Annotated in this window: 28 protein-coding genes; 4 read left to right on the top strand and 24 right to left on the bottom strand. The window is 27.5% G+C overall.

Annotated features, from left to right (window positions below; all coding sequences use genetic code 11):
- Positions 1-208: 208 nt before the first annotated feature.
- From miaB to AXY43_RS27385, 7 genes are all read right to left on the bottom strand, one after another.
- A complete protein-coding gene (gene miaB / locus AXY43_RS00900; RefSeq protein WP_012058766.1) occupies positions 209-1,576 on the bottom strand; it encodes a tRNA (N6-isopentenyl adenosine(37)-C2)-methylthiotransferase MiaB in 1,368 nt (455 codons plus the stop codon).
- Between the two features lie 120 nt (positions 1,577-1,696).
- The gene (locus AXY43_RS00895) at positions 1,697-2,566 is read right to left on the bottom strand and encodes a GNAT family N-acetyltransferase (protein ID WP_065416783.1); all 870 of its coding nucleotides are present in this window, start codon (positions 2,564-2,566) and stop codon (positions 1,697-1,699) included.
- A gap of 291 nt (positions 2,567-2,857) precedes the next feature.
- Complete coding sequence (locus AXY43_RS27390) at positions 2,858-3,028, bottom strand: hypothetical protein (protein WP_012058764.1); 171 nt, start codon at positions 3,026-3,028, stop codon at positions 2,858-2,860.
- A gap of 48 nt (positions 3,029-3,076) precedes the next feature.
- Positions 3,077-3,298, bottom strand: a complete 222-nt coding sequence (locus AXY43_RS00890; RefSeq protein ID WP_077869985.1) for a hypothetical protein — start codon at positions 3,296-3,298, stop codon at positions 3,077-3,079.
- A gap of 70 nt (positions 3,299-3,368) precedes the next feature.
- The gene (locus tag AXY43_RS00885) at positions 3,369-3,860 is read right to left on the bottom strand and encodes a hypothetical protein (protein ID WP_039770945.1); all 492 of its coding nucleotides are present in this window, start codon (positions 3,858-3,860) and stop codon (positions 3,369-3,371) included.
- Between the two features lie 197 nt (positions 3,861-4,057).
- On the bottom strand, positions 4,058-4,696 hold the full coding sequence (locus AXY43_RS00880; RefSeq protein WP_012058761.1) for a pentapeptide repeat-containing protein: 639 nt from the start codon (positions 4,694-4,696) through the stop codon (positions 4,058-4,060).
- A 264-nt stretch (positions 4,697-4,960) separates the two neighbouring features.
- Complete coding sequence (locus tag AXY43_RS27385; protein ID WP_017211617.1) at positions 4,961-5,104, bottom strand: hypothetical protein; 144 nt, start codon at positions 5,102-5,104, stop codon at positions 4,961-4,963.
- A gap of 223 nt (positions 5,105-5,327) precedes the next feature.
- Here AXY43_RS27385 and AXY43_RS00875 point away from each other — a divergent pair, with 223 nt between their 5' ends.
- The gene (locus tag AXY43_RS00875) at positions 5,328-5,843 is read left to right on the top strand and encodes a ferritin (RefSeq protein ID WP_023977072.1); all 516 of its coding nucleotides are present in this window, start codon (positions 5,328-5,330) and stop codon (positions 5,841-5,843) included.
- Positions 5,844-5,955: 112 nt separating this feature from the next.
- On the opposite strand, the gene AXY43_RS00870 is transcribed toward AXY43_RS00875, so the two are convergent.
- Positions 5,956-7,275: an ATP-binding protein gene (locus tag AXY43_RS00870; RefSeq protein ID WP_039770941.1), complete on the bottom strand. Its 1,320-nt coding sequence runs from the start codon at positions 7,273-7,275 to the stop codon at positions 5,956-5,958.
- A gap of 300 nt (positions 7,276-7,575) precedes the next feature.
- Between AXY43_RS00870 and AXY43_RS00865 the strand changes: the two genes are divergently transcribed.
- Positions 7,576-8,868 carry an NCS2 family permease gene (locus tag AXY43_RS00865; RefSeq protein WP_023977074.1) on the top strand — a complete coding sequence of 431 codons (1,293 nt, stop codon included), beginning with the start codon at positions 7,576-7,578 and terminating at the stop codon, positions 8,866-8,868.
- Positions 8,869-9,025: 157 nt separating this feature from the next.
- Here the strand turns inward: AXY43_RS00865 and AXY43_RS00860 are convergent, their stop codons facing one another.
- From AXY43_RS00860 to AXY43_RS00820, 9 genes are all read right to left on the bottom strand, one after another.
- On the bottom strand, positions 9,026-9,634 hold the full coding sequence (locus AXY43_RS00860; RefSeq protein ID WP_023976905.1) for an NUDIX hydrolase: 609 nt from the start codon (positions 9,632-9,634) through the stop codon (positions 9,026-9,028).
- Positions 9,635-9,861: 227 nt separating this feature from the next.
- The gene (locus tag AXY43_RS00855) at positions 9,862-11,769 is read right to left on the bottom strand and encodes a bifunctional 4-hydroxy-3-methylbut-2-enyl diphosphate reductase/30S ribosomal protein S1 (RefSeq protein ID WP_105410782.1); all 1,908 of its coding nucleotides are present in this window, start codon (positions 11,767-11,769) and stop codon (positions 9,862-9,864) included.
- 13 nt (positions 11,770-11,782) lie between these two features.
- Positions 11,783-12,436: a (d)CMP kinase gene (gene cmk / locus AXY43_RS00850; RefSeq protein WP_039770933.1), complete on the bottom strand. Its 654-nt coding sequence runs from the start codon at positions 12,434-12,436 to the stop codon at positions 11,783-11,785.
- A gap of 87 nt (positions 12,437-12,523) precedes the next feature.
- Positions 12,524-13,747 carry an NAD(P)/FAD-dependent oxidoreductase gene (locus tag AXY43_RS00845; protein WP_105410781.1) on the bottom strand — a complete coding sequence of 408 codons (1,224 nt, stop codon included), beginning with the start codon at positions 13,745-13,747 and terminating at the stop codon, positions 12,524-12,526.
- An 85-nt stretch (positions 13,748-13,832) separates the two neighbouring features.
- Positions 13,833-14,336 carry a preQ(1) synthase gene (queF, locus tag AXY43_RS00840; RefSeq protein ID WP_012058753.1) on the bottom strand — a complete coding sequence of 168 codons (504 nt, stop codon included), beginning with the start codon at positions 14,334-14,336 and terminating at the stop codon, positions 13,833-13,835.
- A gap of 37 nt (positions 14,337-14,373) precedes the next feature.
- Positions 14,374-15,027 carry a 7-cyano-7-deazaguanine synthase QueC gene (gene queC, locus AXY43_RS00835; protein ID WP_012058752.1) on the bottom strand — a complete coding sequence of 218 codons (654 nt, stop codon included), beginning with the start codon at positions 15,025-15,027 and terminating at the stop codon, positions 14,374-14,376.
- A 71-nt stretch (positions 15,028-15,098) separates the two neighbouring features.
- Positions 15,099-15,692, bottom strand: a complete 594-nt coding sequence (folE, locus tag AXY43_RS00830; RefSeq protein ID WP_023976901.1) for a GTP cyclohydrolase I FolE — start codon at positions 15,690-15,692, stop codon at positions 15,099-15,101.
- A gap of 89 nt (positions 15,693-15,781) precedes the next feature.
- Positions 15,782-16,450, bottom strand: a complete 669-nt coding sequence (gene queE / locus AXY43_RS00825; RefSeq protein ID WP_105410780.1) for a putative 7-carboxy-7-deazaguanine synthase QueE — start codon at positions 16,448-16,450, stop codon at positions 15,782-15,784.
- 12 nt (positions 16,451-16,462) lie between these two features.
- A complete protein-coding gene (locus AXY43_RS00820) occupies positions 16,463-16,891 on the bottom strand; it encodes a 6-pyruvoyl trahydropterin synthase family protein (RefSeq protein ID WP_105410779.1) in 429 nt (142 codons plus the stop codon).
- A 354-nt stretch (positions 16,892-17,245) separates the two neighbouring features.
- Here AXY43_RS00820 and AXY43_RS00815 point away from each other — a divergent pair, with 354 nt between their 5' ends.
- Positions 17,246-18,205: a DUF1189 domain-containing protein gene (locus AXY43_RS00815; RefSeq protein WP_039770929.1), complete on the top strand. Its 960-nt coding sequence runs from the start codon at positions 17,246-17,248 to the stop codon at positions 18,203-18,205.
- Positions 18,206-18,509: 304 nt separating this feature from the next.
- On the opposite strand, the gene AXY43_RS00810 is transcribed toward AXY43_RS00815, so the two are convergent.
- The 7 genes from AXY43_RS00810 to AXY43_RS00780 form a co-directional block, all read right to left on the bottom strand.
- Positions 18,510-19,031 (bottom strand): metal-dependent hydrolase, encoded by a 522-nt coding sequence (locus AXY43_RS00810; RefSeq protein ID WP_105410778.1) that lies wholly within the window; start codon positions 19,029-19,031, stop codon positions 18,510-18,512.
- 150 nt (positions 19,032-19,181) lie between these two features.
- Entirely contained in the window at positions 19,182-19,370 is a 189-nt protein-coding gene (locus AXY43_RS00805; RefSeq protein WP_017211632.1) for a FeoB-associated Cys-rich membrane protein, read from the bottom strand.
- Positions 19,371-19,448: 78 nt separating this feature from the next.
- Positions 19,449-21,257, bottom strand: coding sequence for a ferrous iron transport protein B (gene feoB / locus AXY43_RS00800; protein WP_105410777.1), 1,809 nt, complete (start codon positions 21,255-21,257; stop codon positions 19,449-19,451).
- A gap of 53 nt (positions 21,258-21,310) precedes the next feature.
- Positions 21,311-21,535, bottom strand: coding sequence for a FeoA family protein (locus tag AXY43_RS00795; protein ID WP_017211634.1), 225 nt, complete (start codon positions 21,533-21,535; stop codon positions 21,311-21,313).
- A 452-nt stretch (positions 21,536-21,987) separates the two neighbouring features.
- Positions 21,988-22,161: a hypothetical protein gene (locus tag AXY43_RS27380; RefSeq protein WP_243099143.1), complete on the bottom strand. Its 174-nt coding sequence runs from the start codon at positions 22,159-22,161 to the stop codon at positions 21,988-21,990.
- Positions 22,145-22,963, bottom strand: a complete 819-nt coding sequence (locus AXY43_RS00785) for a C40 family peptidase (RefSeq protein ID WP_039770923.1) — start codon at positions 22,961-22,963, stop codon at positions 22,145-22,147. The genes AXY43_RS27380 and AXY43_RS00785 overlap by 17 nt, the downstream gene beginning before the upstream one ends.
- A gap of 34 nt (positions 22,964-22,997) precedes the next feature.
- The gene (locus tag AXY43_RS00780; protein ID WP_105410776.1) at positions 22,998-23,912 is read right to left on the bottom strand and encodes a S66 peptidase family protein; all 915 of its coding nucleotides are present in this window, start codon (positions 23,910-23,912) and stop codon (positions 22,998-23,000) included.
- A gap of 820 nt (positions 23,913-24,732) precedes the next feature.
- Between AXY43_RS00780 and AXY43_RS00775 the strand changes: the two genes are divergently transcribed.
- Positions 24,733-25,140 carry a GtrA family protein gene (locus AXY43_RS00775; protein WP_087702041.1) on the top strand — a complete coding sequence of 136 codons (408 nt, stop codon included), beginning with the start codon at positions 24,733-24,735 and terminating at the stop codon, positions 25,138-25,140.
- Positions 25,141-25,261: the final 121 nt, after the last annotated feature.

Genomic DNA, 25,261 nt, shown 5'->3' with positions numbered 1-25,261 from the left:
ATTCTTATATTTTACAGAACAAATGTTCTCATGTGATAAAAATGGCATTTATTCCACAAGATATCATCACAGCATGAAATATTTTTTTATTTTAACCAACTAAAGAAAATAGTCTGTATGATCATTAGGGAAAGTTATAACACCTCTCCTATTAAGAATCTATACAGACTATTTTAAATTCATTTTATTTAAATCATAAATTTATTTTTTACTTTTCAACTTCTCCAATTAAAGAGAACGAATTAGCTTTAATTATTTTTACATTAACTAATTTCCCTATTAGGTCTTCCCCACCCTCAAAGTTAACTAGTCTTCCATTCCTCGTTCTACCTGTTAGTTTTGCTTCATCATTTTTGCTATAACCTTCAACTAAGACTTCATATATCTTTCCTTCTGCATCCTTATTTCCTTTAGCTATGCCCGTATTAACTATCTCAACTAATCTGTTGAAACGTTCATGTTTAATTTCATCTGGTATCTGATTCTCCATTTTATCCGCCGGAGTATGATTTCTTCTCGAATAAATAAATGTGAAAGCAGCATCATATCGAACTTCTTTAGCTAGCTCTAATGTTTCACTAAAATCTTCTTCAGTTTCTCCAGGGAAACCAACGATTATATCAGTAGAAAATGTTACATCTGGAATTTCAGCTCTTATCTTTTTTGCTAACGTGATGTATTGTTCCTTTGTATAATGTCTATTCATTTCTTTTAAAATTCTATCAGAACCACTTTGCACTGGTAAATGAATTTGCTCGCATACTTTATCACAATCTCTTATAGCATATACAACATCTAAAGTTAAATCTTTTGGATGAGAAGTCATAAATCTAATTCTTTCAAGTCCCTCTATTTCATTAACTTTTCTTAGAAGGTCTGCAAAAGTAATATTTTCTTCCAATCCTTTTCCATATGAATTAACATTTTGTCCTAAAAGAGTTACTTCCTTATACCCTCTTGTTACCATATCTTTTATTTCATTTACTATATCTTCTGGCTTTCTACTTCTTTCTCTACCTCTAACATAAGGAACTATACAATATGTACAAAAGTTATTACACCCATACATAATAGTTACAAAGCCCTTAATATCGCTTTTTCGATCTATAGGTATCCCCTCTACTATTTCAGTTTCCTTATCAATAATCTCTTTAATTTGAACACCTTCTGTTTTAACTCTATTTAAATATTCAGGAAACTTATACGAGTTATGAGTTCCAAATATTATGTTTACATATGGAAATCTCTTTAATATATCGTCAGCCATCCCTTTTTGCTGCATCATACATCCACATATTCCAATAACTAAATCAGGATTCTTTTCCTTTTGCTTTTTTAAAGCGCCAAGATTTCCAAAAACCTTATTTTCTGCATTTTCTCTAACACAGCAGGTATTAAATATAATTATAGATGCTTCATCTCTATTCTCAGTATTTTCATACCCCATCCTTTTAAGCATACCTGAAAGTTTCTCTGAATCTTCTTCATTCATTTGACAACCATAAGTTTGTATAAAGAATAATTTTTTTTCATCACTAGCCATTTGGCTATCTAGTTTTTCTATATCAAAGTTCATTATTGTTCCTCCGTATAAATTACAATTTCTATAGTATTATAACAAATAATAATTCTAAATAAAAGACTATAATTATGCATAATTAAAGGAGTTATACTCATAGACAACTCCTAACGCTAATTAATTAATTTTTTTATACCAACTAATAAAAGATTGATATTCCCTAAATCCAATTTTAGTGTACAAAGATAAGGCTTTTAAATTATTCTTTTCTACTCTTATATAAACGGTTTTTATAGAATTTCTATAACATAAATCTATAAGATATCTAACTAATAACTCTCCATACCCATGTTTTCTGTATTCTTCTAATATTCCTAAATTAACAATAGTATAAAATCCTCTATTGAAAATAATTTGACCATATCCGACAACTTGTCCATTATTGTTGCATATAAAAACGCCAAAATCTTTTATATAATAGTCTTCCTCTTCTTCCCTATATATATCATCAACCGTTAAAGGAACTCTATTTTTTTCATTAAAAACCGAATTTTGAATTCTGCATCTTAATTCTTCATCTTGTCCTTCTTTAAAGTGTTTAAAAAATATTCTATTTTCATAAAAATTATTTTTAATATTGCTTGTCCTTATCTTCATTAAAATATTATTAGAATTAACATCAAAATTTAATTTTTTCATTATAAAAGAAGCCTTTGAGTTTGCTAACATATCGAATCTAAAGGCACTAGCATTAAAGAATGATAAGATTTTAGAATTAATTAAATGTATATATTCATCTTTCAAATATATAGAATATATATTACTAAAACCATTATACGAAGGATATTCGTACCATATATATCCCACATATTCGCTATTAACTCTAAAAAGTCTAATTTGTTTACGAATTATATATTTTACTATAAAAGATTCTTCATCATAAATTTCAAAAAAGCTTTTATCGCACGAATATGCATCTTCACTCCTATTATATAATCTCTTGAAATGATTCATGTTGAATAAAGATAATTTTTCTAAAAAAACCATAAAAATTCCTCATTTCCCCTTTAATAAATAAATTATAAATCTTACAAAAATTATAGTCAACTTTTGATAGACTTAAACAATGTGTTAATATATAGAATATTATATAAATAAATATATATTAGGATATTTTCAATTTAAAAGTTTAAGTAATTAAAAATATAATATCGTAGTTTATTGATAATAGTATGATTCATAAAAATCGTTTCCTTCATATAGGTAACAGCAAATCTATATGAAGGAAACTTTAAGTATTTTATATTAATATATATACTTAATTTATATTTTTATTCATTAACACCATTTACTATTTGATAATTGCTTATCTTTTATTTTACCTTCAAATCCTTTTACAGTATAATGCTCTGTTAAAACTTCAGGGTCATAAGAAATATATCCACCTTGATAATCATAATAACCATCATTCATTTTATCAGACTCACGTTTTTTATTTTCTTCACTCATAATATCCACTCCCTCTTTATTTAAAGTAGTATTTATTACAGTAAATTCTTACTTAGATGTAGATGTCCATTGATTATTAGTAGCAGTTTTTTCATGTTTATGTGTAGACTCTTCTTTGTCATAAGTACGTGGTACAGAATCCCATTGATTACACCCTGCACTTTTTTGTTCTCTAAGTTCTTCTTTGCTAGATAAATTAGAATCACTAGTGCCACCTGTACTAGAAAAGTTTTGAAGATTGTTTGATTTTGATTTTGATTCATTACTCATTATAAACACTTCCTTTCTACAAGAATATATTGTGCACTATTGTAGACTTTTATCCTTATTTTAATTATCCTCATTTTTCATTTTTATCATATTCTAGATTATTTAATACTTCTAAAAACATATTATACATTTCTACCTTACTATCTTCATTTGAAAGAATTTTGAGCCCAAATACTAAAATCAATACAATATATATACCCAAGAAAGTCGGACTAAGTTTCTTTATATAATTATCTATATAAGAAAAAATGCCACTTGCTGTTAATCCTGCTAAAATTGATGCACCTATTCCACATCCTCCAAAGGTATATGAGTCTAACTTCGATTTAATATAAATTCTTTCAATGCTAATATCTAGATAACTTTCTTGAGAATAGTAATTATAAATCTTTCTATATAGCAGGAATTTTGCCTTGACTTTATCCTCATTAATTTTTAATAATCTTCTTTGGCAATCCTTATACTTTTCTATCATTTCAGGAGTATATATCTTGAAATTATTTGAATTTACTTTTTTTGAAGATTTATTATATTTTAGTTTAATTAAATTATTTTTTTCCATCTATATTCTTCCTTCAAAAATAATAACATCATCATTTTTTATTACTATATAGATATTCAATAAATATATATTAATTGCAAAATAATAGGTTCATAAAAAAAGTATTTTTGCATATCTATTATTATTATTATTAACTCCTTTTTTAAGAACTAAAAAAAGGAGCTTTCATTTAAAACGAAATACTCCTTTTTTACCATTTACATATTTTCTATAAGCCTAATAACATAACTTAATGTATAAAAATCTCTATCAATCTCATATCTAATATAATGTAGACCTTCTAAAAGCGTTGGTTCATCAAATTTCTCTTTTAGAATTAATAAAGATAATGTATTTATTTTTCCTTCTTTAGTATCAAAAACCCTTGATTTTTTTATAAATTCATTTTCCATCACATTTGAAATCAACTTTTCTAATTCATCGCTTATTTCAACTTCTGGCATTGTATCAAAAATTCTGATGTTCTTGTTATCTTCACTTATATTCTTAGCCTTAGTCACATCACAGTTTACAAATATGGTATTTTTGAATTTAGCATCTTCAAAATTTACTCCATCTAAATTTGCTCCTTCAAATACTGTGTCTTCAAATTTAGCTTCCCTAAACTTACATCCTTTTAAATTCGACCCTATAAACTCTGCTCCTTTAAAACTACATCTAAAAAAATTACACTTCTTAAAATGAGCCCCTCTTAAGCTAGCAAAATCAAAATTTGAGTTTGAAAAATTACAGTTATAACATTTACTTCTTTTAAGATTTTTATAAATAAAATTTTTATTAGTTTTCTCCGCATTGTCATAATAAAAATTTTCTGGTGCACTTCTGTTTATCGACATTTTATCTATCCTTCCGTATTACAAATAAATATTTTTAGTAGTTTACAATAACAATGTATTATATATTAATAAAATAATAATAACTTTTTTATAACTTGTCCTCCTTAATTCTTTCTATATTTATCTAATTCTATCATATAAAACTAGATAAATCTTTATAATAGGAAAATTTCTATCTCAAAATATATGTAAGTAAATTTAGTAGAATGGAATTCTACTAAATTTCTATTAATTTTTACTTAATATTTTGAGATAGATTAAATTTTAATGTTTTTGATTAATTGTAATATCTCTCCCCCTAGATACCACCTTGTTTGTTGTTTCTTCTCTCTCAACAAAAGATTTAACTTTAGATTGCGACATATCTCCAGTTTTTTGTATCGATTTTTCCTTCTTTTTATATGTCAATTATATCATCTCCTCTCTTATTTATATTATTAGTTTTGCAATAATACTTATGTAACATAATAATAAATATTATTTGATAAATTATGTTATATGATGTAATATATTAATATATAGTTAAAAATTTCAGAATATAAAGTTAAACTTTTATGCTATAGGGTATAGTTTTTCTGGATTTTTTAAAATTATGTTAATGATAATATTTTTATTTATGGGAGGTATTAGTATGTTAAGTGAAAAACTGATCGCAAAGCTAAATGAACAAGTTAATTTTGAAATTTATTCGGCCTATACTTATTTATCAATGGCTTCTTACTGCGAATCTATTGATCTAAGTGGGTTTGCTAATTTCTTTAAAGTTCAATCTCAGGAGGAATTATTTCATGCCATGAAATTCTATGATTACATATTTCAGAAAAATGGAACTGTAACTTTAGAACAAATTGAAAAACCACATTCTGATTTTGGCAATATCCTAAATGTCTTTGAGGCAGGTTATGAACATGAGCAAATGGTTACTAGCAGGCTATATAAAATTGCAGATATAGCTACTGAGGAAAAAGAACATTCAACAATCGGTTTACTTAATTGGTTTATTAACGAGCAAGTTGAAGAAGAAAATACATTTAACACTATAATCAAAAAGATTAGGAGATGCGAAAATAACTCTGCAGCATTGTATATGTTAGACGACGAACTTGCTACAAGAGTATATACGCCCCCTACAACAACTAATGCTTAAATTATTATAAAAAATACAGAGCTAGTAAAGAATTCTTTACTAGCTCTTATCACTTTATTAGCTAAAAAGTTATAGAATATTCCAAAACAAATCACAAACTTTTAATATAAAGTTACTGTTTTAACGTACCCTCTAGCCAATTTATAAATTGAATTGCTGTTCGTGGTGAACGAGCATTATACCATCTTACCCATTTCAATGCTTCTGCATGCAAATATTCCTTCTCAACTTTAATCCCTCTTGCTTCTGCTACTCCATCTATTATCTTTAAGAATTCTTTCTGATCAGGCGAATAGAACGATACAGTCATACCAAATCTATCTGCTAGAGAAAGTTTTTCTTCAATTGTGTCATTAGCATGCACATCATCACCAGATCTTTCGCTAAATGTTTCTTTTACTAGGTGTTTTCGATTGGTTGTTGCATAAATTAGAATATTGTTTGATCTATTCTCTACTCCACCTTCTAATATTGTCTTTAAAGCTGAATAACTAGCTTCTCCTTCTTCAAATACTAAATCATCAACAAAAATTATAAATTTTAAATTCTTACTTTTAAGTATCCTAATTATCTTCGTAAAATCGCATAATTTATTTTTATCAACTTCAATAAGCCTTAAGCCATCATCGTAATACTCATTTATAATAGCTTTTACAGTTGAAGATTTACCAGTTCCTCTTGATCCATATAGTAGCATATTATTCGCTTGATATCCATTTAAAAACTGTTTTGTATTATCTATTATAATCTCTTTTTGATATTCATACCCTACTAAGTTTTCTAGCCTAACTGGATCTGGTGATTCAATACCTCTAAGATAAGGTGCTCCATCTTCGTGTTCCCATACAAACGCTCTATACTCCCCAAATATGCCAGTCCCATATTGCTTGTAGAATTCTACAATGCTCTCCAATGCATCTCCCCAATTATCACAATTTAATATATTTACCTTTAACTTATCAATAGCTTTGCTTGAGATATTACATTCCAAGTCAGAATCAAAATCCATAAGCGACTTAACTATACCTATTTCAAACTCTTTAACGTTTCCTTTAATAATTATAGCATCTTTAATCGCAGAAGATTCTATACTAGATATGTACTGCAAAGCATTTAACTCATAATGCACTTGATTAAAAAGTTTATCACATGAATTTTGTTCGTCAATTATTTTAGTAAATGGATTATTATCGAGAAAAATCATATCAATTATATACTTTTTTAATGATTTTCCATCAGCTTTGTTTAATAGTTCATAAATAAAATCAGTATATAATTCAATGCCCTCCTCCACTGATATATCCTTACTATTAAGGTACTTTAGTAGCGTCTTATATTTTAATAAAACACTGTCATCTTTTAGATTCTTAAAAATACATAATGAATTTATCATTATGCTTGCTTTGTTTATTTGTTCAAATTCTGTATACATACTTGTATGCCCCCTTTATAAAATACGTATAGTAATATATTACTACTCTTAGTGTTGTTTTACTATTCTTTTCTTATTTAAATCACAATGTGTATACGTAAGGATCGATTATAAATATATTCTTCAAAATTTGTGATCAAACATTATTTTATTATTCTCATGCAATACTATGGAGTATAAATGAATTGTATAAGATTTCAAGCTATATATAAAAGTTGACATAAATGATAATGATGTTATAATTAATATGCGCATTTTAGCGTGGGAGGGTGAGGGAGTTATGAAAGATAGGTTGAAAGGATGGAAAGATTTTTTAAATTAAAAGAAAACAATGTTACAATTAAAAGCGAAACTATAGCAGCGCTGACTTCTTTTGTTGCTGCAGTTTACATCATTATCGTCAATGCCAGTATATTAAGTGATGGTGGCATTTCTATGGAGCCTCTAATCATCGCTACAGCAATATCATCAGCTGTAGGTTGCTTGTTAATTGCTTTAATAAGTAATACTCCACTTATAATTATGCCTGGTATGGGAATTAATGCATTATTCACATATACAATAGTTCATACTCTAGGCTTAAATTATTGCCAAGCATTAGCTTCAGTTTTTGTCTCAGGATTAATATTTGTACTTATAGCAACAACTCCATTATCAAAGTTTATTATTGAAGCTATTCCTCAAAATTTAAAAGAATCTATTACAGTAGGAATTGGTTTATTTATAACTTTTGTTGGATTTCAAAAATCTAAAATTATAGTATCTGATTCTTCTACTATGTTAAAACTTGGAGATATTACAAGTATTCAAGTACTAGCTTTTATATTCATAATGATTCTAACATTAATTTTATTCCTTAAAAATATACCTGGAAGCTTTTTAATTTCAATTATAGTCGGAACTATATTTTGCATAAAGCTTGGTATCGTTGAAACACAAGGTATAAGTTATACTATGCCAAATTTTAATGAATATAGTAATATACTTTTCAAATTAGATTTTAGTGGAATAAATACAATTAAATTTTGGGTTGGAACATTTTCATTAACTTTAGTACTTGTTTTTGAGAATATTGGGATACTTCATAGCCAGGTTTCAGGAATACTAAAAAAATCAGACAAAACCTCTAACGCTATGATAGCAGTATCATTATCTACAATTGGATGTGCACTTTTTGGTTCAAGCCCTTCTGTATCAACAGTTGAAGGAACTGCAGGAATAACAGCTGGAGGACGAACAGGTTTAGTTTCATTAATTTCTGGTATACTATTTCTTCTATCAATTTTTTTTATACCGTTTATTTCTATCATACCAGATGTAGCTTTAGCTCCTATTTTAATTATAATAGGCTGTTTAATGAGTCAGAACTTAAAGAATTTGAACTTTAATGATTTAAGCGAACTATTCCCTAGTTTTATGACAATAATATTAATTCCATTAACATATAGCATTGTTGATGGTATAGCATTAGGCTTTATATTGTATCCTATTTGCAAGCTGTGTTATAAAAAAGGAAAAGAAGTATCTATTCTGATGTATTTTACATCATTTATTTTCTTATTATATTTCGGTTTAAATTCAGTAATTAAATAATATGAAAATATATGAATCCATATATTTCAATTAATTTTATACACTCTAAACTTAATTAAAGACTCTGTTTATTAGATCTTTAAGCGTAAATTTATTATCTACAAAAACTTATAATAAAAAACTGGTCTACACAAAAAAAGTGTAGGCCAGTTTTTTATTATTGAAATACTTTTTTTCCTAGCAAAGCAAAACTTTGAAGGAGCAAAAAACATTTAATGTCAAATTTCTCCTTACTCTGTATAAGTTCTTTAGCTTCATCTTGAGATATTAGAAGTGCCTCAATACATTCATCGTCTTCAAGGTGTTCATCACTTATTTCGCCTTCACAAGTACAATAAACCATAGCTAACGATTCATCTGTCATTCCTGCAGAAACATACACCTTATCAAGACTCTTATTATTGATAACTTCAACTAACCTAAGACCTGTCTCTTCCATTAGCTCTCTTTTTATTGTACTAATAGAATCTTCCCCTGGATCGATGAGACCTGCTGGTAATTCATAAACATAATCATTAAGTGGTATTCTAAATTGTCTTATTATAACAATCTTATTTTCATCTTTATGGTATGCTGCAATTATTGCACCATCTGCCGTATCTTCTTTATTTCCAAAAAACTGTTTTTGTATAGTTTCATTATTTTTTCTGGATGCTATTGTCCACGTTCTTATATTTCCAACTTTATTTTCATACTCTGCTTCATATAAACTCAAAAACTTAGTCTCTACTAAAGATTTTACTTTAGTAACTTTATTTTGTTTCATAAGTATATAGCCTCCTAACAATTAAAATTTAAATATTACGAACTTTAGATATCCAATAATCATTACGCATAGTAATATTATACTTCAATTCTTTACCTTATGCATATAATTAAAATCTACGTATACCTTACCTATTTCTAGAGTTAAAATAATTTCATAAAAATTATTTTAACTCTACATAAAAAAAACAAAAAAGTAGAAGAAAATATTCCTTCTACTTTTTTGTTTTATACATCTTTTATACTTAAGCTTATTCTTTTATTTTCTTCATCAACACTTAATATCTTAGCTTTAATTTCTTCACCAATTTTTAAAACTTCAAAAGGGTGCTCTATTCTATTATGAGATATCTTTGATATATGAACTAACCCATCTACTCCTGGTTCCAATTCTACAAAAGCACCAAAATCATTTAATCTAACTACTTTACCAAGTACAATAGACCCTTCTGGATATTTTTCTTTAGCATTATCCCAAGGCTTAGCTACAAGTTCTTTAATGCTTAAAGATAGCTTTTTAGCTTCCTTATCAAGACCAATGATCTTAACATCAATAATTTGACCTTCTTTTAATACATCACTTACCTTTTTGATATGATTCCAAGAAATTTGTGATAAATGTAATAATCCATCTATACCATTGACTTCCACAAAAGCTCCAAAGTCTGTAAATCTTTTTACTTCACCTTTTATAACATCCCCAAGATTAAAACTCTCCCAAGCTTTTGCGTCTTCAGAATTCTTGCTTTCTTCTAATAAAACTCTTCTTGAAGCAACTAATTTTACAGGATTCTTTAGAGAAAAATCTATCAATTTAACTTCTAATTTCTTCCCAACATATTCACTTTTATCTTTAGTAAACTTTATGTCAATTTGTGATGCTGGAATAAATATTCTAGCTCCCTTATAATCTGCTACTATCCCTTTTTCTCTAGCTTCTTTAACATTAACTTCAAATGTTGTTCCTTCTGAATATATTTTTTCAAGTTCTTTAAAAGCTTCTTCTCTTTCATATTCTAATCTTGATAATACTACATACCCATCATTATTTTGTAGTTTTATAACTTTTGCATTAATAGTATCACCTATATTAAGTTTATCTGCAAATGTTAGTGGATCTTCTTTTGCAGATAACTCTGTAAATGGAATCACTCCATCTGACTTGTATCCAACAAGTGAAACTATAACTGAATCTCTAGTCTTTGAAAGTATTTCTCCTTGTACCTCATCGCCAATAACAAATCTTTTGTCTAATTCGTTCATTAATGATAATTGATCTTCAAAATTATTATTTTCTGTGTTCATAATATCTAGTACCTCCCTAATAATCCAATCTGGTGTTGATGCACCAGCTGTAACTCCTATTTTGTTTATATTATTATTTTTTATAAAACTTATTGGTAGATCTTTTGCGTTTTCAATATGAATTGTATTTTCACAATTTTCTTTAGCAATTTGATATAACTTAGTAGTATTCGAACTATTTTTTCCGCCAATAACTATCATAGCATCTGTTTTTTGGGATATTTTATTCGTACTTCTTTGTCTAACATCAGTAGCTGCACAAATTGTGTTAAAAGCTAATATTTCTCTTGCATAACTTAAGTTTTTCAGTGTTTCTTCCCAATTCTTCATCTTTTCAGTTGTTTGAGATACAACACATACCTTATGCGGCATATTTTCTTCATCAAAAGTACCATCTTTAGTGATAATTGCTTTATCATCACACCATCCATTAATTCCAATGACTTCTGGATGATTTTTATCTCCTAATATTACTATATGATATCCTTCTTTTGAATATTTCTTAACTTTTTTTTGAATATTAGCAACAAAAGGACAAGTTGCATTTATGACTTTTAGTTCCTTTTGTTCAAGTGTATCTAAAACTGTTTCAGATACACCATGAGATCTTATAACAATAGTATCCCCTTTATTTAATTTATCTATTTCTTCAAATTCTATAGAAAATATATTATTTTCTTCTAAATATTTTACTACATCATTATTATGTATTAAAGGACCTAAAGTATAGATTTTCGAATTATGTTCTTTTTGAATCCGTATAGCTTCATTTACAGCTCTTTGAACTCCAAAGCAAAAACCTGAATTTTTTGCTAGAATAACTTTACTCATTACTATCTCCTTGTTACTTTCCTTTTCCTATGTACTCTGCAATTACATTAACAACACCATTAATGTCTAAATTAGTAGAATCAATCTCAATTGCATCCTCTGCTTTTTTCAGCGGATCTGTAGCCCTATGAGTATCCTTATGATCTCTATCTATTATATCTTTTAGTATTTGATCATAAGAACACTCTATATTTCTTTCTTGCAATTCTTTAAATCGCCTAGTTGCTCTTTGTTCTGGACTAGCTGTTAAGAAAAACTTAAAATTTGCATCTTTTAGAACAACGGTTCCAATATCTCTTCCATCCATTATTACACTAAATTTGCTTGACATTTCTCTTTGAAGTTTTACAAGAATAGCTCTAACTTCCGAAATACTAGCATATCCAGATACAATACTACTTATGTTTGGAGTAGTTATTTTATCCTGTATATTTTCGCCATTTAAAATCAAATCATCATTTTCAAAATGCATTTCCATAGTTTTTATTATATTACAAATTTCTTGAACATTTTCTGGTTCCAAGTTTTGTTCTTGTGCTTTTAGCGCCACAGCTCTATACATTGCTCCTGTATTTATATACATAAGATCAAACCTCTTAGAAACCAATTTTGCTATAGTGCTTTTTCCTGCTCCAGCCGGTCCATCTATTGCTACTGAAATTTTCAAAACTTTCTCCTCATTTCCAAATCCTATAAATTTATGCCTTCATTAAGATTATATAATTTTTTACCTTTCCAAACAAGGAAATATTTTTTATATCAAAATATTACTTCCTGCTATAAATCCTGTAGAAAAAGCTATTTGTACATTATAACCACCTGTAAAAGCATCTACATCCATAACTTCTCCTGCAAACGAAAGATTTTCTATTATTTTAGACTTCATGGTAGACGGATCAATTTCTTTTATATCTACACCTCCTGAAGTTACAATTGCTTCATCTATAGGCCTTAATCCTTTTATATCAAAGCTTAAATCCTTAATAGCATTTACTAAAGTCTTTCTTTCCTCTCTCGTTATTTCATTTACTTTTTTATTTTCTAATATTCCTGAGTTATTTATAATCACGGGAATTAATTTTTGTGGTAATAACTCGTCTAAAGAATTTTTGAAATCTTTATTTAAATATTTATTAAAATCCTTTTGGATACGTTTATCTAATTCTCCTAAATTTAATGCAGGTTTTAAATCTATATGCAAAGTATATCTTTTTCCTTTTTCTATAAATCTACTTCCACTTAATATAAGGGGCCCTGAAACTCCAAAATGGGTAAATAACATTTCACCAAAATTCTTATAAACTACTTTCTTGTCATTTTCTTTAATTATAACTTCCACATTTTTTAATGACAAGCCCATCAATTCTTTTGTTTTGGAATCAACAACTTCTATCGGAACAAGAGCTGGCATTAATTGAGTAACATTATGGCCAAGCACACTTGCGAATTTTTGCCCTTCTCCTCTTGAACCAGTAAGTGGATATGATGCACCACCTGTCGCAAAAATAAAATGATCTCCATATAATCGTTCTTCATTATTAATTTCTACTGCTATAATTCTATTACTTTTAAATTCTATATTAGTAACCTTTGACTTTAATCTTATTTTTACATTAGTTCTACTTAAAGCGTTTGATAATCCTCTTATTATATCTGAAGACTTATCAGATTCTGGGAAAACTCTGTCTCCTCTTTCGATTTTTAATTTAATTCCTTCGTTTTCAAAAAAATTCATTGTATCATTATTGGTGAAACTATATAATGAACTATAAAGAAAATGAGGATTACCTGGAATATACTCAAAAAACTCAGATATATCTTTTGCATTTGTAACATTACATCTGCCTTTTCCAGTAATGAAAAGCTTTTTTCCAATTCTTTCATTACCATCTAATAATATTACATCATGTTTCTTTGCTGCTTGTATAGCAGCCATCATTCCTGCAGGCCCTGCACCTATAACAATTACTTTACTCAATTTAAATATCAGCTCCTTAATAAAAATGTATTGCAGTCATTGCTTTGCTAATTAATATAAATCATTTATGCAATACATTAGGTTATTATCTATTATCTACTTTCTCAGGATACATATCATGATTCATCATTCTATAATTAGCCATATCCTCAAACTTAGTTCCTTTCATTCCATAATTGCAATAAGGATCTATACTTATACCACCTCTTGGTGTAAATTTTCCCCATACTTCAATATATTTTGGATCCATAAGTTTTATTAAGTCTTTCATTATAATATTCATACAATCTTCATGAAAATCTCCATGATTTCTAAAACTAAAAAGATATAGTTTTAGCGATTTACTTTCTACCATCTTTATGTTTGGTATATAACTTATATAGATTGTTGCAAAATCTGGCTGACCTGTAATTGGGCATAAACTTGTAAATTCAGGGCAATTAAATTTTACAAAATAATCATTATCTGGGTGTTTATTTTCAAAAACCTCTAATACTTCAGGGGTATATCCATAATCATATTTTGTTCCTTGATTTCCGAGCAATGTTATCCCCTCAAGTTCTTTTGATTTTCTTCCACTTTCACTCATTGTTCTTTCTCCTTAAATTCATTTTATATTTTATATTTTAATTTTTCTTACTTTCTAAATACTTATCTAAACCATTTTTTCTAAGCTTACAAGCAGGACATTCTCCACAACCGTCGCCAACAATTCCTTTATAGCAAGTAAGAGTCTTTTCTCTTATATAGTCTAACTTGCCAAAATCATCTGCCATCTTCCATGTCTCAGCTTTATCTATCCACATTAATGGGGTATGAACTACAAAATTATAATCCATTGCTAAATTTAAAGTTACATTAAGAGATTTTATGAATATATCCCTACAATCAGGGTATCCACTAAAATCAGTCTCACACACTCCTGTTACTATATGTTTTGCGCCTTTTACTTTGGCCAATACTCCTGCAAAAGTTAAGAATAGCATATTACGACCTTCAACAAATGTTGATGGAAGGGAACCATTTTCTCCAGCTTTTATTTCTATATCATTTCTTGTAAGCGCATTAGGGGCTAATTGATTAAGAAGCCCCATATCTAATATATGATGCTCTATTCCTAACTCCTTTGCTATACTAGTTGCACACTCTATTTCTTTTCTATGTTTTTGATTATAATCAAAAGTTACCGCTATAACCTCATCGAATTCCTTTAATGCCCAAAATAGACATGTAGTAGAATCTTGTCCTCCACTAAATACAACTACTGCTTTATTACTCATATTCAAAACCTCCTAAAATAAATTAATTAAATAGAAATATACCAAAGCACTACTGCTTCTTCGTTCGTTACTTATCTCATAATTAGTAAAGCTTCTTGTCTTAGTAGATCATTAGTTTGAAATTTTCCTGTAAAAGTAGTTGTTGTAGTCAATGTTCCAGGTTTTTTTATTCCTCTTGAAGTCATACATCCATGCTCTCCAGTTATAAGTACACCAACATCACTACTTTTTGTAACCATAGAAACTATTTCTGCTATATCTGTTCCAATACGTTCTTGAAGTTGAAGTCTTCTCCCAACCATATCTGCAATTCTTGAAATTTTACTAAGACCAATTATCTTATCTTTTGGTATATATACTACTGTAACCTTCATATTATACATAAGCGCTAAGTGATGTTCACAATAACTATGAATTGGTATCTCCTTAACCACAACCATATTATTATGAGTTTCTGAGTCATAATCTTCATTCTCAAATGTGGTTCCAAACGCTTCTGCTATTTCTCTGTTTGAAAGTGTCATTCCTTGAAAAACTTCTTCATACATTTTTGATACCCTTTTAGGTGTATCTAGTAATCCTTCCCTATCAGGATCATCTCCTAAAGCAACAATAATTTCTCTTATACATTCTTCTATCTTTTTTGTATCTATCTTCTTTGGCATAACTTAAGCCTCCTTGTATTTCTAAACCTTTTATAAAAATAAAATTTACTATAAGCTAGTCTATATTATATATAATAACCACTTAATTATTAAACTCCGCGTGCATTTTTATCCCAGATAATTTTATGTAATTGTACTTGCAATCTTACTTTATTCAAATTTTTATCTTTCATAAATTCTACAATTTCTTGCATTTCTATGTTTCCCGAAACTGGACTCAAATAAACAAAGCATTTTGATGTTAAATTGTACTTACATATTATTTCGTATGCTATTTGTAAATCTTCCTTACTTCCTATCACAAATTTATAAACATCACCGGATTCTATAATACTTAAATTATTGAAATCCATTCTATCCATCATATTACTGCTAGGAAGTTTAAAGTCTATAATATAACTGATATTATTATTTATAAATTTATTTTTAAAAGTTCCTATGTTAACAGCACCATTTGTTTCTATATGAACTTTTAAGTTATCATCTGAGTTCAAAAGTTCTAGTAATTCATGTATATTTTTTTGAATAAGTGGCTCTCCACCAGTTAAAGTAACATTAGTAACTTTATTTTCTTTTATATACTTGTAAATTTCTTCTGCAGTTAGAACTTCTGAAGTATTTTCTTTATCCCATGAATAAGTTGTATCGCACCAAGAACATCTTAAATTACAACCTTGAAATCTTATAAATGTTGCAAGTTCACCAGAAGTAGGACCTTCCCCATCTATTGATAAAAATTTTTCAATTATATTAAACATAATTTCCCTCCATTAGTCCTCTGTATAAATGCAGCTATTATTAGGAGTTTCAAATAATTCTACTTCACACACTGACAATCCTTTAGCTTTTAATCTATTAAAAATATCTCTAGACATTTCTTCTGCTGTAGGTCTATAGTCAACCAAATAAATGTTGAAATTATTTTGTAGTTCTTCCAACTTCTTAACCAAAGCTTTCCCATCTTCATTATTTTCAATAATTAATTTATGGTCAAAAGTTTCTGCAATCTCTTTTAATATGTTTTTAAAATTTCCGAAATCATCTACCATTCCCCTAAGCTGACCATCTTGATGTAACTTTTCAGATTTTAGTTTTGCAATTAATTTATATCTATGGCCATGAATGTTAGAACATTTTCCTTCATACCCACTTAAATAATGTGCCATATCAAATTGTACTTCACTTTTTATTTTAAACATATTTTTCTCCTCACATAATTTCTATAAAATTTTCGAAATCAGTTTTATAAGGCTTATCCATAAATTAACTTTCCATTTAAATATAAAAAAGATTAATTTTGTAACATCTAAAACTAGCGCAACAAAATTAATCTTAAATTAAAATAATTCAAAATTAAAATGCCTAGTTTTTTTTAATGACAGGATGGTCTTAATGAACTGTCCGTATTTAATTTTTCATAAATTTTTTTGATATTGGTAATGATAACATATTTCATTTAATTATGCAAACTTTCTATTGTATTTTTATCCAATGTGTTATAATTATCAAGAATCAGTTAAATTTATCTAACTTTTCTTTTAGGAGGTCTTTTTTTGAAAAAAATAATGGGATTTAAAGATAAATTCGCTTATAGTTTCTTTAATTTTGAAGCATACAGCGAATTCTTAGCACAAGGACTTAGAAAGTCAATATTATATGTTTTTCTTGTTACATTACTATTTTCAGTAATAACTAATGTTAAGGAAATAAATATGATTGCTAGCGAAATATCGGTAGTACAAAATGATCTTTCAAATAATGCACCAAATTTTGAATTTAAGAATGGCGTATTATCTGTTGATTCAGATGAAACTATTTACAATAAACATGAAGGTGATTTTCTATTTTATTTAATATCAAGTTTTATTGGAAACATAAATACAGTAAATTCACTTGACTCTGATGCCATAAGTATTCAGGACAACCTTGAAAATGATTCCTCAACTTTTAGTATCGATGACTCAATGCTCAGCGTAAGTACTGATCAATCAAATTATTATACTTTTATTATTGATACTAAAGGTAAAACTGACAAAAATATTCTAAATTCTTACAAAGATGCTGTATTTCTTGATTCTAATAACATATATCTTAGAAAAGATTATAGAACAGTTGGAACTATCAACTTTTCTGATTTTTCAAGTATAAATATTAATAACGAAAATTCAGGATACTATCTTTCCATAATTAAAATACTTACACCGATAGTTTTTTTTGTTGTTAATCCTATTAATTCCTTTATTACTAATTTGATTTTAGGATTCTTAATATTTGGTCCATTTGCTGTTTCTATAGGTTCATTTATGGGAGTAAAACTAAAATACTCTAGAGCTTGTACTTTAAGTTTCTATGCGATGAGTTTACCACTTTTACTTGAAGCCTTAATACATGTTGCTGGAATAATAATGCCAGAATTTTTCCTTATATTCTCCATTATTACATTAATCTATTGTAGCTTGGCCATAAGAGAAATTAAAAATAGTGATAAATCTGAATTGAATTTTATGAAGTAAAATTATATTATATGCTATTAAATTCTTAAAATATGCTATTTGTTGTTTCCAACATAATGCACCTTATAAAAATATCCTAAAGATTTACTAATCAATCTTTAGGATATTTTTATTCTTTAGGGAATTATAATGCAATTAAATCTGTTGATAACTTTATAGTAGTATATTTTACTAGGGTTAATAACTATAAAAGAATAAAAAACAAATCATATTCGCCTGCCAAATTTTTCTCACATGCGTTCGAAAAGGCAGATGCGTGAAAAAAATCTTCAGCTCCACAGTCGCCTGCGATTTTTTTTATATTTTATCTATGAGTGAATGTAAATATTGAAGTTATGTGAAGCATGTCAAGTAGCATTACTATATTAATACATATAAGCATTCCACATAATATATCCTCAATTTTACTATTTGTCTTTATCATACAAATAGAAAACCTCTTTTTACTAAACGGGTAAAACCATGGCAATCCTCCAATCGTTAGGCTATCTAGAACTAAATGAGAAAATATTCCTAAGAATATCCCCTTTATTCCAATTAACATAAGCTTATCTGTAAACATACCAATGGCAGTCGAATATAAAAACAAATATACAAGTGGCGCATGAAATAACTTTCTATGGCCAGCCAATTTATTTATTGCTTTTGATACCCCTTTAGTTTTTTTCCCAATATAACTATTTCCATGATCTATATCTGGGAATATACTACCAACAAAAGCTCCTCCAAGTAATACTGCCGTAGACATAAGTGGTATATTTGCCAATTGGCAATTCGTATATAATCCTAATAGTATTCCACCATTTATATGTGTTTTGTAATTCATTTTTTAATTCCTACTTTCGGTTTCTTATTTTATCTTAGGTTTAAATTTCTTCATTTTGTTATTATACTATAAATCATTTTATAGTTTAAAGAAAAATCCACTAAAACGCTATGCTTTTAGTGGATAAGTTTATATATTTAATATTTTTTATTATTGATTATTAGGCTTATTTGTTTGAACAATTTTTATACCTGTATTACTTTTGTCTGAACAGATTTTCTCAGATTTACAGCCCTTACATCCACAGTTGCATTTTCCTTTTGAAGAATTCTTAAAAGATTTAAAGATTATAAATCCAGCAAAAGAAATTATTATAATCGTGATTAATATTTCTATCATTTAAGCTTCACCTACCTGCTATTATAAAAGTATGATTTAAGTCTTGATAATGATACTTAATCATATTCTTAACAATTATTAAAAAAACAAACTATTCATTTTTAAAAATAAATGCACAAGGTTATAAAGAAAACCACCCAAATTAAATACTAAGAAAGAAGCAATCCATGCGACAATTAACTGAAAGAAAATTGAAAACAAAGTTAATTTATTTCCATATTCTTTTTGCATCGTACCAATTGTTGATATACATGGAGTATATAGTAGTATAAAAACTAAAAAAGCATATGCAGAAATATTAGTGAAATGAATTGGTAAAATCACCGATAAATCCCCTGCAAAAATTACTTGCATAGAAGCTAAAACTGATTCTTTAGCTAATAGTCCTGAAAGTAATGATACTGCGGATTGCCAATTACCAAAACCTAAAGGTTTAAAAACTGGTGCGAGAACATTGCCTATTGATGCTAATATACTATCATCAACTTGATTCACCATACCATGAAGATTAAAGTTAGATAAAAACCATACTACTACGCTCATTGCAAAAATAATAGTTGCAGCTTTTTGTAAAAAACCGCTAGCTTTATCTAATGTTTGTTTATATATAGATGATATTTTAGGCATCTTATACTCAGGAATTTCAATTATAAAAGGTTCTTCATCTTTTTTGAAATATGTATTTTTGAATAAAATACCAAGCAAAAATGCTACTAAGACTCCAATTAAATATAGTGAAGATACCACTAATCCTCTATGAGATTCAAAGAATACAGCCGCGAATACAGTATAAACTGGAAGTCTAGCGTTACATGACATAAATGGAACTAGCAATGCTGTAAGTTTTCTATCTTTTTCACTTTCTAAAGTTCTAGCAGTCATAATTGCTGGAACTGTACATCCAAAACCTATTATCATAGGAATAAAAGCTTTTCCAGAAAGCCCCATCTTTCTCATCAATTTATCCATCATAAATGCGACTCTAGCCATATAGCCGCTATCTTCCAAAATAGTTATACATATAAATAATACTAATATTATTGGAAGCAACACTATAATTCCTCCAACACCTGAAATAATACCATCTACAATTAGAGAACTAAACCAATCAGAAGAATTGGATAATAGTTGGTGAGCAGTCGGTATAATATTATTATTTAAAAGGTCATCTAAGAAATCCGAAATCGGTTGTCCAACCCAAGAAAACGTCAACTGAAACATTAAAGCCATAAGTAAAAGAAAAATAGGGTATGCTAGAACTGGATGTAGAACAAACTTATCAAGTTTCTCAGTAACACTTTCTTGCAAGTTTTCCTTTATTGCCACACACGATTTTAATACATTTTCTATAAATTTATACGCTTCTTTTTCAGATGAAAAATCAAACTTTCTATGATTCAATGGTTTAGTAAAGTTTCCTTCTTTAAGTCTTTCCTTAACTTTATCTACTCCTATATTTTTTCCTGCAATAATTGGAATTACTTCAACATCTAGTTCTTTAGACAACTTATCATAATCAATAACAATTCCTTTATTTTCACAAACATCAATCATATTTAAGGCTAATATTATGGGTTTATTAAATTGTTTAAGTTGAGTTGTAAGATATAAATTTCTATTTAGATTAGATGCATCAACAATATTTAATATTAAATCAACATCACCTTCTTCTAAAAATTGCTTGGACACTTTTTCTTCATTTGAGAAAGTGTCCATTGCATATATTCCCGGCAAGTCAACAATTTTTATACTTTCAAAAAGAAAAACCTCTTTTTTATCTACAGTTACACCTGGCCAATTACCAACATACTGATTAGAGCCAGTGAGTAAATTATATAATGTAGTTTTTCCTACATTAGGATTACCAAGTAAAGCTACGTTTATCATTTATTTAAGTCTCCCCTATTTTGCTAATAATTAAAATATTTAAGCCCCAATTATTATAATTTTTTTAATAGTATATTCTTAGCATCCTTTTTTCTAATAGCTAAATCAAAACCTCTAAAGTTTATAATAATTGGATCACCAAGTGGTGCTGTTCTCCTAAGTTCAACCTCAGTTCCTTCGATGCATCCTAACGCAAATAATCTCTTAACTAATTTTGAATCTCCTTTAATAGATGAAATTATTCCTTTCTCCCCCGGATTTAAACTGCAAATACTCATAATAATGACACCTCCTAAATGAAATTATTTATCATATAATTAAGAATATCATTATTGTCTATAATAATCAATATGAAATTGGTATATTTACTCATATTTTTAATATATTTAAGTTGCTTTTTTCTCATACAGCAATGCGAAATTAATTTGCATACAATTTAGCACAAATAATATTTTAGATCAAACAATCAATTGTATATATTTAGCAATTTATATTGCTATTCTATTACTTATGATTATATAAATCAAATATATAAGTATATTTAGAAAAATTGCTTAAAATTTATAATTATTTGATTTTCTATAAATAGATATATTTCAAAATTATTGATTAAATTACTAACTATTTCAAATATTTCAATGATCATTTTATTTAAAAATTAATATTTATTTAAGTACTTAAAAAAGGCGCCTTAATATTACAAATAGGCACCTTTCTTGAAATCTTTTTACTATTCTTTGATCTCGCTAATTATATGCTTTGATTCACTATAAGAATTTGCTAATTGTTTAAGTGGCGAATCATAAGGATTTATCCATCCTCTGTTAACAGCTCTTTGCATTGCTAATGCATTATACCACCAAATTACATAATTTATGAAATCAGTTTTAAAATATACTTCCAAATCGTTTTAAACTTCTATCTAGATCTTCATTATAGTCATTTGAATTTTTATTAAAACTATTTATTTTTACTACATCATTACTTGTTGATGAATGTATATATTTGCCATCGCCTAAGTACATAGCAACATGTCCTGGAAAAAATATTAGATCTCCTTTTTTTATTTGCTTAAATGTTATTTCTTTAATAGGAAAACCTTCTTTAATCTTTGCATCTCTATAAATTAGAATCCCATTCAACATATATGCCATAGAGCAGAGGCCCGAGCAATCGATTCCAAGAGGAGTTTTCCCTCCCCACCTATACTGTGTTCCAATATAGGATACAGCCGATGATACTAAATTATTCCTAAGACCTTCTTCATCATTTATATCATAACCGCTCTTCAAATTGGATATGAAACTACTTCTTATCCAGCCCATACTAAGATTAGGTAATATAACTTTTGTAAACTTATTATCTTTGCTGCATTCGTAGGTAGAAATTAAATTAGCTCCTCTTGTCAGTGTTGCAATTGGAAATCCAGATGCTTGCGGTTTATTAAGAATATCTGCAAAAGAATTAATAACTATTGAATTTTTTTCTGCTTCCCATTTTTCTGATAATTTATCATTTATTATTAAATAAATACCATTAATATATCCTTCGTAATTGTAGCGAGTTCTTACATAAAACCAATTATTAAATTCCTCCTTGAGTATTTCAACATTCATTCCAAATAGCACTTCATCTACGCTTTCTGAATTATTTTTTGGCTCACGTTTTAACATTCCTATAGTATTATTAACTATTGCATTTTTCATCAAATCACTCCAATGTATAATGTTTGATAATAAATTAAAGAATAACTATTTCGCTTCTTTCTCCATTTATCTTTACTCTTGCTCCTAATGGAATACTTATAGTAGGAGCACAATGTCCGCAAGCCAAATTATAAATTGTTGGAGTATTTTCTGGCTTTATCAATTCTTCAAATATCTCCATTAATGTTAAACTGTTATTCCCTTCTATTGGATCACAACCAGTCCATGAACCTAAAATAATGCCTGCAGCATCTTTAAATTTTCTACACTGTTTTAATTGAAGTAACATCCGATCTATTTTATATGGATATTCATCTACCTCTTCTAAGAATAATATCTTTCCTTTTGTATCTAGTTCATATGGAGTTCCCATAGATGATGCAACTAAAGAAAGATTTCCCCCAACCAATTTCCCTATTGCTTTTCCATTTACTAAAGTTTTTATTTCTTGTCCATCTGGATTTTTTAGTATTCCTAATGGCTTATCACTAAATATATTTTTTATAAAATAATCCATTGTATAATCATCTACACCTTTATAAAATTCGGTTGATATCATTGGAGTATGAAAAGTTATAAATTTACATTTTTCATTAAATACAGTATGAAGAGCTGTAACATCACTATATCCTGCAAAAACCTTCGGATTTCTTTTTATCATATTGTAATCCAGCATGCTCAAAAGTCTTCCTGCTCCATATCCGCCCCTTATTGCAAAAATACCTTTTATAGTCTTATCATCAAACATTTTATTAATATCATTTGCTCTTATTTCATCACTTCCAGATAAATATCCATGATAACACTTGCAACTTTTCCCTAAAACAACTTCAAACCCCAGCTCTTCCATAGCTTTAATTGAGGGTTTTATTCTATCTGGTTTTGTTGGACTTGAGGCTGCAATTAATCCTATTCTATCACCTTTCTTTAAAGGCCTTGGTCTTATCATATATATACCTCACTTGTATATTTTTATATTCAAATTTAAATAAAACGACCATTGTATTTAATATAGTTTACTAAAAATTACATGAATAATATTTTGCAATACAATGATATTTCATAATCATTTGCCAAATCTATTTAATTATATGAATAACCAATATACTTTATAATATATACTTAAAATTTTTGTAGACTCTAAGACTCTACGATGTAATATAACGTAGAAATATTACTATTGGAATGAACTTTTAAATAAAGCTAGTTCTTGAAATCTGTTCAGCGTTTATTCAGAAATAATGTATATAGTTAAAATATACATAAGTATTTTAGTAATCTATGTTTAGGTTAACGCTACTGCATATTAATATAGATTTACAATAAATATATCAATTTTATTGATATATTTGTTTAACAATATTATAGTTGAAGTAATATTGATTGCTGAATAAGACACTTCAGCCAGAGTAATTCGTTTCTTAAAAGGGTAATAAACAACTTTAATTTCTATAAGACTGATAGAGTATCTTTGCGTTGATATAATGGATAATCATTATAATTATAAACCTATTGACAAACGCTCTTTATAATCATTAATACAAGTTTATAGATACTAGCTTATTTTTAAGGGGATTGTTCCATTGGACTTATGTTAATTATAAGTTCATGGTTTCATCAATATGGTTTATAGTAAGCTTCAACTCTTATTCATTTGAATAATACTAAAATATATTCAGAAAATACATAATGAAATTAAATAAAAAATAAGATTTCTCATCTTTACTAAATTAATTAGCATAGATGAGAAAATTTGCAGGAGGAAACTTATGGATAATATAGTTCAAAAATTCAAAAACACTTTCTATACAAAAGAATTTGTTACTTTTTTAATAATAGGGGTTATAAATACATTTAACGGAACTGTTTTTTCTTATATATATTCAAGTTTTTTAAATGAGAATATAGCATTTATAGTTGGCTATATTTCGGGTTTGATTATATCGTATTTATTGAATAGTCTTATAACTTTTAAAGAAAAACTACAATTAAATAAATTTATAAAATTTGCAATATCCTATATCCCAAATTTTATTATCCAAAATATAGTTGTAATAATAGTTTTTAATTTCATGGGATTAAATAAACTTATTGCTTATTTATTAGCCGCAATCATAGGCGTTCCAATCACATTTATATTAATGAAATTTTTTGCATTCAGAAAAAAAGTTGATTGAGTATTTCTCCAAAAATTACATTGGTAAAATCAATGAAAGAAATTAGACTTCTAATTTTAAACCTGTATAATCAATATTAGGCTTACAAAATAAGTTATAAATATGTATGCCTTAAGTCATC

The sequence above is a fragment of the Clostridium sp. MF28 genome, assembly GCF_002969175.1.
GTDB classification, from domain to species: Bacteria; Bacillota; Clostridia; order Clostridiales; family Clostridiaceae; genus Clostridium; species Clostridium beijerinckii.
This window is presented reverse-complemented; position numbering and strand designations above follow the sequence as displayed.